Source organism: Butyricicoccus faecihominis (assembly GCF_014648015.1).
GTDB classification, from domain to species: Bacteria; Bacillota; Clostridia; order Oscillospirales; family Butyricicoccaceae; genus Agathobaculum; species Agathobaculum butyriciproducens.
Map to the genome: position 1 here is coordinate 1 of NZ_BMQH01000005.1, position 13,292 is coordinate 13,292.

General features: G+C 54.0%; 9 protein-coding genes. 4 read left to right on the forward strand and 5 right to left on the reverse strand.

The annotated features are described in order from the left end of the window. Nucleotides 1-745 precede the first annotated feature (745 nt). Nucleotides 746-4,819, forward strand: a complete 4,074-nt coding sequence (locus tag IEY11_RS05915; protein WP_188886068.1) for an S-layer homology domain-containing protein — start codon at nucleotides 746-748, stop codon at nucleotides 4,817-4,819. A 43-nt stretch (nucleotides 4,820-4,862) separates the two neighbouring features. Here IEY11_RS05915 and IEY11_RS05920 read toward each other — a convergent pair whose 3' ends face one another. The 5 genes from IEY11_RS05920 to IEY11_RS05940 form a co-directional block, all read right to left on the reverse strand. Further along, nucleotides 4,863-5,312 (reverse strand): low molecular weight protein-tyrosine-phosphatase, encoded by a 450-nt coding sequence (locus IEY11_RS05920; RefSeq protein WP_119214723.1) that lies wholly within the window; start codon nucleotides 5,310-5,312, stop codon nucleotides 4,863-4,865. Nucleotides 5,313-5,786: 474 nt separating this feature from the next. Continuing rightward, a complete protein-coding gene (locus IEY11_RS05925; RefSeq protein WP_118646646.1) occupies nucleotides 5,787-7,145 on the reverse strand; it encodes an MATE family efflux transporter in 1,359 nt (452 codons plus the stop codon). 118 nt (nucleotides 7,146-7,263) lie between these two features. Further along, entirely contained in the window at nucleotides 7,264-8,754 is a 1,491-nt protein-coding gene (locus IEY11_RS05930) for a Na+/H+ antiporter NhaC family protein (protein WP_118360538.1), read from the reverse strand. A 140-nt stretch (nucleotides 8,755-8,894) separates the two neighbouring features. Next, complete coding sequence (locus IEY11_RS05935; RefSeq protein ID WP_188886069.1) at nucleotides 8,895-10,280, reverse strand: alanine/glycine:cation symporter family protein; 1,386 nt, start codon at nucleotides 10,278-10,280, stop codon at nucleotides 8,895-8,897. A 144-nt stretch (nucleotides 10,281-10,424) separates the two neighbouring features. Then, nucleotides 10,425-11,624, reverse strand: coding sequence for a nucleotide sugar dehydrogenase (locus IEY11_RS05940; RefSeq protein ID WP_118729268.1), 1,200 nt, complete (start codon nucleotides 11,622-11,624; stop codon nucleotides 10,425-10,427). A gap of 97 nt (nucleotides 11,625-11,721) precedes the next feature. Here IEY11_RS05940 and epsC point away from each other — a divergent pair, with 97 nt between their 5' ends. The 3 genes from epsC to IEY11_RS05955 are packed head-to-tail and all read left to right on the forward strand — an operon-like array spanning nucleotide 11,722 to nucleotide 13,266. After that, complete coding sequence (gene epsC / locus IEY11_RS05945; protein WP_118761402.1) at nucleotides 11,722-12,498, forward strand: serine O-acetyltransferase EpsC; 777 nt, start codon at nucleotides 11,722-11,724, stop codon at nucleotides 12,496-12,498. Nucleotides 12,499-12,550: 52 nt separating this feature from the next. Further along, nucleotides 12,551-12,910 (forward strand): sulfite exporter TauE/SafE family protein, encoded by a 360-nt coding sequence (locus tag IEY11_RS05950; RefSeq protein WP_118360541.1) that lies wholly within the window; start codon nucleotides 12,551-12,553, stop codon nucleotides 12,908-12,910. Beyond that, complete coding sequence (locus IEY11_RS05955) at nucleotides 12,907-13,266, forward strand: sulfite exporter TauE/SafE family protein (protein ID WP_188886070.1); 360 nt, start codon at nucleotides 12,907-12,909, stop codon at nucleotides 13,264-13,266. Before IEY11_RS05950 ends, IEY11_RS05955 begins: the two co-directional genes overlap by 4 nt. The last annotated feature ends 26 nt before the right edge of the window (nucleotides 13,267-13,292 follow it).

A 13,292-nucleotide genomic window follows, 5' to 3' on the forward strand; every position in this document is an offset into this window, starting at 1 on the left:
AAACTCTCGAAATTTCAGGTTCGCACTACAACCTTCGTTCTTTTGAACAAAAGTTTAAGCACATCGTTGTTTAATTTACAAGGTACAATCTGCTGTTTTCAAAGGGTTTTCACAACTTTTCGTTGTTCTTAACTGCTCATCAATAGCTTATTTAGTATACCGCAGTATACGCCTAATGTCAACACTTTTCTTCAACTTTTTCAAAAAATATTTTACAGGAAATTTGTACACTCTATACATACCTATATAAATATGTCTCCCCTGTACAAATGCCCTGAAAATAAAACATCACCTGCCGCTGTACGCCGACAAGCACGGAAAATAATGCAGCGCACCATCTTCCCTATGATATTTCAATATTCAGTTGTAATCTTTATCGCATATTGTTAACTTCTATACCGTATTTTTATCATTTCCACAGAAATTATGTGCTGCTTTGTGCCTTTTCCGCTGTAAACAATATGTATCGCACATACAAAAAATTTTTCCTTTATCAAAAATCACATCCAGAGTTAGTTTCTCCTAACTCATTGCAGGATTTTGTGTACTTTTTGTGTTGTTTATATGATACGGCCGTTCTTTCCTGTAAATATCAGGATTTGACACCACAAAATCTTTATGATATTTTATTACCTACTTATGAGTTAGTGTATGATAACTCATTGTGATCACGCTCCTTTCCTATGGAAAGGAAATTTTTTACCGGTATGGTTAGCCCAGTCTAACAACAAGGAGGAAAATATACTTGAACAAAAAACGTACCCTTGCGATGCTTTTGGCCGGAGCTATGCTCCTGCCAGCGAATGCATTCGCTGCCTCGCCTGAAGATTTTACCGATTTCCCAACCGACTGGTCCGCAGCCGGCCTGCGCAGCGCTGTACAGAACGGCCTGCTGAACGGCTCAAACGGCCAGATTAACAGCTCCGGCCTGCTGATCCGTGCCCAGATGGCTGCTATCGTCAACCGTGCCTTTGCCGCTCGCAAAACAGCTGACCTGTCGGTTTACAGCGATGCAAACACTTCTGCATGGTATTACAACGATCTCAAACTGGCCGTTGCCATGCGCACATTTCAGGGTGCAAACGGCAAACTGAATCCCGAAGCGCCGATCACCCGTGAAGAGGCTTTTGTTGTCCTCGCGCGTGCATTTGCACTTGAAAGCGGCGATACGTCCGTTCTGAACAATTACACCGATGGTGCTTCTGTCTCTGCATGGGCACGGAGCAGTGTAGCTGCATTGATTGAAAACGGCTATGTCAACGGTGCAAATGGTAAGCTGAACCCGAAAAACAGCATCACCCGTGCAGAATTCGCCAAGGTCATCAGTGAGATGGCCAGCACCTACGCCGATGCAGACGATTCTCTGTCTGCCACGGTGGACGGCAGCGTTATTGTGCGTGAAAACGGCGTTTCCCTGTCCGGCAAGACCATCAACGGCGACCTCATCATTGCAGACGGCATCAGCAGAATCGACCTGACGGGTGTTACTGTCACCGGCCGCATTGTACTGCGCGGCGGCGAAAGCGGTGTAACCTTTAAGGACACCAAGGCCGGCAAGGGCATTATCGCCAATACCGACATTGCGGTTTCCGGCTCGGTTGACAGCATCACCGTTGTTGCCGACGGTGCAAAGATCACCGGCTCGGGCAAGGTCGGCGCGGTGCAGGCGAACGCCGATAACGTCACCGTTTCTACCTCCGGCACCAAGGTTACTGCCGCAAACGGCGTTTCCGGCGTCAAGGCAGGCAATAAATCGGTTGCCGCAGGCAAAACCGAGACGGTCGGCGCGGCAGCTTCCGGTGGTGGTTCCTCTTCCAGCGGCAGTTCGTCCTCCGGCGGCGGCTCCTCTTCCGGCGGCTCTTCCTCTGGTGGTTCGGTTGCACAGCAGAGTCTGGTCGTACCCGAGCAGACCAAGCTCATCGACATGAACACCGTTCAGCTCGGCGCACTGGGTCAGTTCGTTGTTATCCGCTTTGAGGACGGCAACACGCTGGATAACTGCACGCTGACCGTTGACGGCACCGAAATCAACGCCGGCTGCTCCAAGGTTTCCACCGACGGCAGCATTGTCAAGTGGCAGTCCACCGTACTCGACCCGAGCACGCTGACCGTTACCAATAAGACCACCGGCAAGACCCAGACCGTCAGCCTCGGCGGCAAGAACACGGTAAAGCCGACCGTTTCCGGTGTACCAGTCGATTACTACTTCCTTGCAAACGGTCCGGTTTACGTCTGGGATTATCACCAGACCAACAAGGACGCCGCCGGTAAGGTACGCTATAATCCGACCCACACAACCATTGACCTGAAAACTGCCTCCAATTCGGTACGTTTCTACTCTCCGGACGCCGTTCTAAGCGAATCCGACGATAATCTCTATCATGTTTCCGGCGAGGTACAGCTTATGTTCAACTATGCCAACGGCACCGACGCGGAAAAGGCGTTTGTGGACGGCATTACGAGCGTTGTACTCGTGCAGGACGATGAAAGTAACAGCGTGCTCAATAGCAATTTGAAGTGGAGCCTCAACAAGGCGCTGCCGCACGGTGTTGACGGCGCTACCGTTGCGTGCATCACTGTCCCACTCGGTCAGTCGAACTTCTTCTCGAACGGTCGCTACAAGCTGCGCGTGGTATCGAACGGCAATGCCGAGCTGTTCCCGATCCATGTGGTAAACGAGAAAACGCCGTCTCTGGTGCTGAGCGATACCGGCGCATACAGCGGCGTGAACACGCATTTTACGGTGAAGGATATGCTGTACGGCATCACCCAGCCGATTTACCGCGTAGAACTGCAGTATGCGGGCGATTCCGAGGTACAGGTGCTCAATAAGTTTGACGACTGGTATCTCATCGGCGATACCTTCGTGCTGTATAACGATACTACCAACCATCTGACGCACAGCGGAAAGTATACGCTGACCATCTACGCGAACGGCTTCAAGTCGTTCTCCCAGACCTTCTATGCCTACGGTGCAGATAAGCAGTCGGTTTCTCCGGCGGCGCGTGCCGCAGCGGCAGGCGTAGACGCGCTTTCCGCAGCGACCAGCGGCGGCGGTGCCTCCTCGGATTCCGGTTCTGAAGGCGGCAGCAACACCATGAACGCAAATCTGGTATTCAGCGCCGACCTGCTGACCAACGCGAAGATCGTGGAAAAGCTGGGTCTGGACAACGCCAATGCAGCCGCTATCTCCGAGCGCTGGGACAATATGCTCCATGACGCGGTTTATTATGAAGGCGCAGATAAGGTTTACACCAGCGCAGGCTTCTTCGATGCCGCAAACACCGCGCGCACCGAGGACAAGCTGCTCACCTTTGCGGAGTATGTCACCTCTGAGAACGCAGAAACCACACGCAACCGTCCGTATGCGGTAAAGAAGGTGCTGGAGGATAATCTGCTCGGCGAAACGACTTCGTTCAGCGAGGCTTCCTCTTCCGCAGCTCCTGACCTGACTCTGGTCAAGGAAGTGACCGAGGACGGTCAGACAAGCTACCAGTCCATCAACGAAGTAAATGAGGGCGAGGACGCAGTTCTGCTCGTTTCCGGCAGCAAGGCAGCGGCATATCTGGAAAAACTGAAAGAGAATGCCGACAGCCAGCTTTACCTCAACACCACCTCGGCGCTGAGCAAGGATGCATACTCCATCGACACCGAGAAGAACACCATCACCATTCCGGCAAACCAGCTCAAGCTGGGCGATAACGCGCTGACGCTGCAGGTCGATACCTTCCAGAAGGTGCGCCTGACGCTGACCGTTGCAAAGCAGCTAGAGAAAAACCTTTCTCTGTCGGTTGCCGAGACTACCGAATCGGGCAAGCCGGTCGTCGTATTCACGGTAGATGGCTCGAACGGTGATTTCCTCAAGAATCTGGCATCTGTTAAGCTGGATGACAAAACGGACATCGGTACTTACGGATATTACGGTTACGGTTCCGAAATGGCTTATTATGTAATCGGCAAGGATAACAAAACCATCTCTCTGTATAACGTACCGTCCGGTGAGCATACGGTTGCTATTTCGGCAAAGTACTATGGTGAGCCGCTGACGGCAAAGTTTACGGTTAATGCAAAACCTGCGGAAGCTGCAAAATCCGCACCGACGGTTTCCGGCGCTAAAAAGAAAACCGATACCAGTTATACGGGAACGTATTCCTACTATCGTCTCAGCTTCACCGGTCTGAATGCATCTGACCTCACAACATATCTGGCTAAAGTAAATCAGGTCAAGGTGAACGATACTGTTTTGACCCGCGGCTATTCCAGCAGCAGCCTTGCGGACAACAACTTCCGTCCGGCTGCAACCAATACCACTTATAGTACGTCTGCATACGATGTTCTCGATCTGCCCGTTAGCCTGTTTGCCAATGCCGGTGACTATAAAATCAAACTCACCGCAGATGGCTATACTGATGTAGAGTATACGCTGACGGTTGGTGATTCGAGTAGTTCCGGTGATTCGAGTAATTCCGGTTCCAGCGGCTCTACGGTAACAGCGCCGACTAAGCTGCCGACGATCAGCAAAGGAAGCAATATGTACTGCACGCTCACCTTCTCCGGTGCAGCAACGTGGCTGGCGCAAGATGGTTTAACGGTTACTGTTAATGATTCGGTATATCAAAAGACCGATTCTATCTATAACCTCGATGGCGGCGGTGCTTATTATGTAGAAGATGATCGTATCTCTCTCAAAATCCCATATGGGATGTTTACTTCTACAACCAGCAAACTGGTAATCTCCGATGGTACTACTAATATTAATCTCACTGTTACCATTCCTGACTACAGTTCTGGTAAACCTACCGTTTCTTTTACTGAATAATCTAACCCGCAAAAAAGGAAACCCTCTCGGGTTTCCTTTTTTCTTACCTATATTCCCTCAGCAGCGCCTGACACCCTTCCAGTAAATCCTCCCATACAACATCAAAATCGCCGGTATACCACGGGTCAGCGACCTCTTCGCCCTGTCGGTCGGTAAAATCCAGCAGCAAATGCAGCTTGCCGTCCGGATCGCCGCCGCAAATGCGCTGCATGGTGCGCAGATTCGACCGGTCCATGCCAATCAGCAGATCAAATCGGTCATAATCCGCGCGTGTCATCTGCCGCGCCGCATGATGGCCGCACGGGATTCCCTGCTCAAGCAGCTTGCGCCGCGCCGGCGGATACACCGGATTGCCGATCTCCTCACGGCTGACAGCCGCCGATTCAATCTCCCAGTCATCCGCGACGTCCTCTCGCTTTACCAGTTCCTTCATGATATATTCTGCCATCGGACTGCGGCATATGTTGCCGTGGCAAATAAAAAGTATCCTCACCCAAACACCTCCTGCTGTTTTTCTCCATCATATCACACAGAGCCGCAATCATCACGCAATTTCAAAACCCACCATTCCTGTGAACGGCATGCGCGCCTCGTTTTTTCCGTGCAAAACAGTACCCCGCCGAATGGAATTATACTCGCTTTCCATCCGGCGGGGTATCTCAATTATGAGGAGTTGTTCTTCATATTGCGGAAGCTGCGACCCTGCAATTCATCAGCCGGTATCGAAGCCGTTACTCGACGGTGCTGTCCGCTTCTTCCGTATTATCTGCTGTGCTTATACCATAGCAGATTTTCGATCATCCGGAACGTCTTTTTCACGAAATGCAGTTTTGCGGGAACGAAATGCAAAAAGGCCCTGCCCTAAAGCGAGAAATTGTCAGCCGTGTCGTTATGCAGATTCTTAATAAACAGGCATGAAAAAAGGTTTCCCGATGGGAAACCCTTTCATTTACAATTTTACGGCCGGTTAGAATGTAGGCAGATTCTTTTTCCATGCGCCGGACTTATAGAAGAACACCGACAGACCCGAGCCGAGGAACCAGCCAATCGGCCAGCTAAGCCAGATACCGTGCTCGTTGCCGACCACATAGAACAGTGCAATGGACAGCACCACGCGGATAATCAGGTCGGAGAACGTCGTTACCATGAACGGACGCATTGCGCCGGCGCCGCGCAGCACGCTGTCGCATACGAACTTGGTGCATACGACCAGATAAAACGGCACAACCGTGAACAGGTAGCCTCGTGCGACATCGATAACACCGGAGGCACTGCCCGCCGGAACGAACAGGCTGATGATCTTATTCGCAAACGGCAGATAGATCGCCATAAACACCACGGACAGGCCGAGCGAATACACCGCACCCCATTTGAGACCCGGACCGATGCGGTCCATCTTGCGGGCGCCGATATTCTGCGCAACGTAGCTCGACAGACCCGAAGCAAACGACATGCAGCAGGTCAGCGCAAACTGGTTGACGCGGTTTGCCGCCGAGAAGCCCGCGATGACGGTCGCACCGCACAGGTTGATGTAATACTGGATGACAACATTGCCGACCGATACGAAGCTCTGCTGTGCGATAGACGGCACGGCGTAGTTGGTCAGGCGGCGCAGCATTTCGGGCGCGAACAGCACGAAATGGTTGCCCGTATCAAACGAGCGCACACGGCGCAGCAGCAGCACAAACGCCAGAATACCGGACGCGCCCTGCGCAATAAACGTCGCCCATGCAACGCCTGCAACGCCCCAGTGCAGACCAGCAACAAATACCATATCCAGAATGACATTGCCGACCGAGGACAGCACAAGCAGGATCAGCGGCGTTCGGCTGTCGCCCATGGCATTGAAGATACCCGTACACACGTTATAGATAAACAGGAACAGCAGACCGAACACATACACGCGCAGATACAGTGAGCCGTCCGCAAAGATATTCTCCGGCGTGGACAGCGCATTCATAATGCCCGTCGTGCCGACAGCGCCGATCAGCGTCAGCAGCAGTGCTACCGCCGTGGTGGTGAGCAGTGCGGTCGAGATGGCGGTCTTCATGCGCAGATAGCGCTTTGCGCCGAACAGCTGCGAGACGAGCACACCGGTACCGATGTTGATACCGGTTGCGACCGCAACAAACAGCTGCGTGATCGGGTAGCTGGCGCCGACAGCGGCCAGCGCCAGCTCACCGGCTTCTACAGTTTCGGCAAAACGGCCTACGATGATGGAGTCAGCCATCTGGTACAGCTGCTGGAACGCGACGCTGAGCAGCAGCGGAATCGAGAACCAGAACAGCTTCTGTGACGTTTTTCCGACGGTAAGGTCAGTGGTCAAACGGGATACCTTCTTTCGGGAGTCTGCTTATCCGGTTTTGACCGGATAAAATGGTTTTTTTGCAATTTTATGCTCTCCCCGAAGGGAGAGCATAATTTTACGACTTTGATTTACGTTGTTACGCCTTTTTCTTCTGACGTGCGGTAATAACCGCAATAGTGAGCACCAGCAGTACCGCACCTACGCCAAGCGCCAGAATGCCGTTTCCGGTCACACCGCCGACGAGGAAGCCGACAAAGCTCATCGCCGCGATCATCAGCGCGTACGGCATCTGCGTGGAAACGTGATCAATATGGTTGCACTGTGCACCCGCGGATGCGAGGATGGTCGTATCCGAGATAGGCGAAATGTGGTCGCCGCAGACCGCACCGGACAGGCAGGCTGCCACGGTCATGACCAGCATGGTGGACGGTGCATCGCCAAATACCGCAATAGCAATCGGAATCAGGATGCTAAACGTGCCCCAGGAGGTACCGGTCGCAAAGGCCAGACCAAGCGCGATGAGGAAGAATACCGCCGGCATGAACATACCGATGGTGGATTCCGCATTCACCACAGAGGATACGAAGCCGCCGATGTTGAGGTACTCGTCGCGGCACACACCGGACAGCGTCCACGCGAGCGTCAGGATGAGGATGGCCGGAACCATTGCCTTGAAGCCCTCGGTAAACGCCTCGCAGAACTGACCGAAGGACAGCACCTTGCGCGGAATGTACAGCACAAAGGTGAACAGCAGCGTAAAGAACGAGCCGAGCACCAGTGCGGTGGAAGAATCGCAGTTTGCGAACGCCTCAACAACGTTTGCGCCGTCCAGAATGCCGCCGGTGTACAGCATGCCTGCAATGCAGAGCACGATCAGTACGCTGATCGGCAGGATCAGGTCGTAAACCTTGCCCGAGCCGGCTACAACGTGGGTCTCCTCAATCAGGGAGAGATCGTCATCCTTATGCGCGAGCTCGTACTTTTTCATCGGGCCGAAGTCGAAATCAGCAGCCATCAGCCAGATGAGGAACGCGAGCGTCAGCAGCGCGTACAGGTTCAATGGGATGGTCTTGAGGAACAGCGAGAAGCCGTCCAGCGTGCTCGATTCCGGCAGGGACGAGCCGACTGCAGCCGCCCACGAGGAGATCGGCGCGATGATGCAGACCGGAGCCGCCGTTGCATCGATGATGTACGCCAGCTTTGCCCGGGAAATGCTGTACTTGTCCGTCACCGGGCGCATGACCGTGCCGACAGTGAGGCAGTTGAAGTAATCGTCCACGAAAATGAACATTCCGAGGAACGAGGTCGCAAACGACGCGCCGCGCCGGCTGCGAATGGTTTTGACCGCCCACTCACCGTATGCGCGTGACGCGCCCGATTTTGTGATCAGTGAAACCAGAATACCGAGCAATACAAGGAAGATACAAATATTGATATTATCTCCCAATTTACTGCCCATGATGGTGAAAGTCGTTTCGACGGCTTTCAGCGGATGGAAGCCCGTATAGAGCAGCGCACCCGAAAGAATACCGATCATCAGCGAGGAGTAAACCTCCTTCGTGATCAGCGCAAGCGCGATTGCGATGATCGGCGGCAGCAGTGTCCAAACAGTTGCCGTAACGTCCATTCCTTATTTCCCCCTTATACACAGACAAATCGTGTCCGCAATTCCATTCTATTTTATATGGATTTAACCGGATTTACAAGTGCTAATCCTGTTTTTTCCGTCCGAAAGGATATTTTTGTGCAACTTGCAATGGTTTAACGTCATAAATCGTGTTTATAGCGACACCATTCCGCAATCACCTGCCGCCGAAGTGCCAACACGCCCGCCAGATTAGGCAGCGCCATCAGGCCGTTGAACGTGTCGCTGAGCGCCCACACCGGCTCAAGCCGCATCATGCAGCCCGCTACCGCCGCTAGAAGAAAAGCCGCCTTGTAGACCGGAATTACCCGCTCCCCCATCAAATAGGCCGCTGCACGCTGCCCGTAATACGACCAGCCGAGCAGGGTCGAGAATGCAAACAGCGCGAGCGACACCGCAACGAAGCCTCCGCCGAACCGTCCGAATACGGTGGAGAACGCCTCTGCTGTAATCTGTGCACCGGTTGTCAGCTGAGAAAGCAAAGGCGTGCCGGACGCGAGCGCGTAGCGGCTTACGTCATATACCCCGCTCGTGAGAATGACGAACGCGGTGACGCTGCACATCACAATCGTGTCGAAGAACACCTCAAACACCGCCCACATCCCCTGTTCACACGGCTCCCTTGCGTCTGCGGCGGCATGCACCATGACGGACGAGCCCAGTCCGGCTTCATTTGAAAATACGCCGCGCGACACACCCGCCCGGACGGCCTGCATCATGCCGTAGCCGAGCGCGCCGCCTGTGCCCGCCCGCATATCGAATGCCATCGAGCAAATCTGCGCGAACGCCTGCGGCAGCGCCGCCCGATGCACCCACAGTACAACGACCGCACCGCCCATGTAGAACAGCGCCATGAACGGTACGAGCGTTTCCGTCACGCGGGACAGCCGTTTGAGGCCGCCGAGCAGCACCGCGCCGAGCAAAACCGCAGTCACCGTGCCGACGATCCCGCTCGGTATGCCGAACGAACTGTAAAGTCCCTGCGCGATTGAGTTGCACTGACTCATGTTGCCGATACCGAACGAGGCCAGCACGCAGAACAGCGCAAAGGCTCCCGCCAATAGTGGACTGCGCAGACCGTTTTTCAGGTACAGCATGGCTCCTCCGCGCCAGCTGCCGTCGCTTCCCTTTTCACGGTAGAGCATGCCGAGCGTGTTCTCCGCGAACGCGGTCATCATGCCGACAAATGCGCTTACCCACAGCCAGAATACCGCGCCCGGACCGCCGAGCGTCAGCGCGGTTGCCACACCGGCGATGTTGCCCGTGCCGACCGTCGCGGCAAGCGCAGTGCACATGGCCGCAAACGGAGAAACGCCGCCGCTTGTCCGTCTTGCAGCACCGGTAAAGCAGGAAAACAGTGTTTTCCGCAGCCAGAGCATGCAGTACCGCACCTGAAAAACTCCGGTCACCGCCGTGAAGTACAATCCGGTGCCGAGCAGCAGAATCAGCATGGGCGCGCCCCATATCAGGCCGCGCAGCCGCTCATTTACCTGTAAGATATCGTCCATCGGCATCCCACCTCTCCCCTGTTCCGCATTATATGAACCGGAATTCAGCGGCAGAACGCCCATAATCACTCATTTCTAACGACTAATTCCTACTTCAAACAACAGAAAGCCGCCCAGACAGGCGGCTTTCTGTTATTTGCGAAATTATTCCATCAGACCAACGCAGTCGAAGTACGGCTTCTCTGCGATCTTGTCTTTGTTCTCCTTGAACAGTGTGTGACCGAGTGTGATGACCAGATAATCTGCCTTGAGAACCTCCTCGAACGATACGTTCGGGATGTTCTGCACCTCAGTGCCCTTGGCGAATGGCTCGCACGCAATAACCTTTACGCCCTTTTCCTGCAGGATGTGGCACAGCTCGATGGACGGCGACTCACGCAGATCGTCAACGTCCGGCTTGTAGGACAAGCCAAGCACGCCGACCGTGTCGGTTACCTTCTTCATCTTTGCTACAACCTTGTCAGCGACGAAGTGCGGCTTGTTCTCGTTGCGCTCGCGTGCCGCAAGGATAACCTTAGCCTCCGCCGGGAACTGCTCGTAGATAAACCACGGGTCAACTGCGATGCAGTGGCCGCCAACGCCGACACCCGGGGTCAGGATGTTAACGCGCGGATGGCAGTTTGCCAGCTTGATCAGCTCAAATACGTCAATGCCCATCTTGTCGCAGATAACGGACAGCTCGTTTGCGTAAGCGATATTGACATCACGGAAGGTATTCTCGGTCAGCTTGCACATTTCGGCGGTCAGGTCGTCGGTCTTGTGAACGACACCCTTCTCAAGCACCTTCTCGTAGATGGATGCCGCCATTTCAGCAGCCTCCGGCGTGCGGGCGCCGACGATGCGATCATTGTTCTTCAGCTCGTACATCATGTTGCCCGGGATAACGCGTTCCGGACAATGTGCAACGTGAATCTCATTCATCGGAATGCCGGATTCCTCGCTCAGTACACGCGCGAGCATCTCGGAGGTGTGCGGCGGCACGGTGGACTCCAGAATGACCAGATTGGACGGCTCGAGCACCTTGCCTGCCATACGGCCTGCAGACTCTACAAAGCGCAAATCAGCCTTGTGGCTGCCGTTCTCGTCCTTAAAAAACGGCGTCGGAACCGAAATATAGAATACATCGGACTTGCCAAGCTCTTCGGAAAAATGCAGATGACCGTGTGCAACAGCCTTTTCAAAGGCTTCCTGCAGACCCGGCTCTACAATATGGATATGACCGCCCTGCAGGGTCTCGATGGTATTTTTGTTTACGTCAAAGCCGCAGACCTCAAAACCGGCCTCAGCCAGCGTGATCGCCGTCGGCAGGCCGATATAACCCAGTCCCATGACAGTAATTTTCATAATTTTCGTACCTCGTTCAGCATAATCTTCTTACATTATACCACTTTTTTCACGGAATTCAACGTAGTGTTTGAATTTTCACCGAAAAGAGTCTATAATGATACTATCGTTCGTTTATGCAAGTATCATAAACGGCAATCGGAACCTTTTATCTTCCGATTGCATATACTGCTTTATACCCCTAAAGTTTGGAAGGGATACTATGATTTTTAAGGGATTGCTCGAGGATGCACGCTCGATCCGGGACCGTGACCCGGCAGCACGCACCACACTGGAAGTTGTTTTGCTCTATCAGGGCTTTCATGCCCTGTTTTACCACCGTCAGGCGCACTGGCTGTACAAACACAAGCATTTCTTTCTTGCGCGTGCGCTGTCGCAGTTTGCGCGGCATATGACCGGTATTGAGATCCACCCGGGTGCCAAGATCGGCAAACGCCTGTTTATTGACCACGGCATGGGCATCGTTATCGGTGAAACCGCTGAGATTGGCGACGACTGCACGATTTACCACGGTGTAACGCTCGGCGGTACCGGTCACGACACCGGCAAGCGTCATCCGACCATCGGCAACAACGTGCTCATTTCGACCGGCGCGAAGGTTCTCGGACCGTTCAAGGTGGGTGACAACAGCCGTATCGGCGCGAATGCCGTCGTACTGCAGGAGGTTCCGCCGGATTCCACGGTTGTCGGCATCAAAGCGCGCGTCGTCAAGATTGCCGGTCAGCGTGTCGGTCCGTCTCCGGCGTATGCGCTCGACCAGATCAACCTGCCGGACCCGCTTGCACAGGAACTGTGCCGTCTGCAGAACCGTGTTTACGCCAACGAGCAGAAGCTCAAAAAAGAAGAGGAACGCGAGCGCGAAGCCGACAAATAATACACATAAAAACAAGCCCTTCGGTGCAAACTGTCACCGGAGGGTTTCTTTTATGAAAATTTCAGTGAAATATGCGGTCACAGGTGCTCTTTCCGGTGCAGCAAACGGATTTTTCGGGGCAGGCGGCGGGTTATTTCTTGTACCGCTGCTGATTTCCTGGTGCGGCATGGAGCAGAAGCGCGCGTTTGCGACCTCAGTCGCGGTAATTTTCCCGCTGTGTGCGGTCTCGGCGGTCATTTACTGGCTAAAGGGCGGTCTGCCGATTGGGCAGGCGGTGCCGTATCTGCTCGGCGGCGCGGCAGGCGGCGTGCTGGCCGGAAAGCTATTCGGCAGGGTAAAGGCGGACTGGCTGCGCCGTGCATTCGGCGTGCTGATTCTCTATGGCGGCATCCGTGCCGTCCTGCTGCTGTGAGCGCGGTACTTGCGGTCGCAATCGGTCTGCTGACCGGTATTTTAAGCGGCTTTGGCATTGGCGGCGGCTCACTTTTGCTGCTGTATCTGACACTTTTTGAAGGGACAGGGCAGTATCAGGCGGGCGGCATCAACCTGCTGTATTTTCTCTCGTGTGCGCCTGCAGCGCTGATTTCACACTGCAAAAACGGACTCATCGAAAGGGAAGCGGTTAAATGCTGCGTACCGGCAGGCGTGGTGACCTCAGTGCTTTCGGCGCTGCTTGTCGCAAGAGTGGACACCGACCTGCTGCGGCGTGCTTTCGGCGTGGTTTTACTCTATATCGGCGTAAAAGAGACCTTTTTACGCAAAAAATAACACCTTCCTCACCAAATGTGAAGAAG

Coding starts and splice junctions, on each gene's coding strand:
- IEY11_RS05950 (WP_118360541.1), top strand. CDS start 12,551: ATGAAAATTTCAGTGAAATATGCGGTCACAGGTGCTCTTTCCGGTGCA.
- epsC (WP_118761402.1), top strand. CDS start 11,722: ATGATACTATCGTTCGTTTATGCAAGTATCATAAACGGCAATCGGAAC.
- IEY11_RS05940 (WP_118729268.1), bottom strand. CDS start 11,624: ATGAAAATTACTGTCATGGGACTGGGTTATATCGGCCTGCCGACGGCG.
- IEY11_RS05930 (WP_118360538.1), bottom strand. CDS start 8,754: ATGGACGTTACGGCAACTGTTTGGACACTGCTGCCGCCGATCATCGCA.
- IEY11_RS05935 (WP_188886069.1), bottom strand. CDS start 10,280: ATGGACGATATCTTACAGGTAAATGAGCGGCTGCGCGGCCTGATATGG.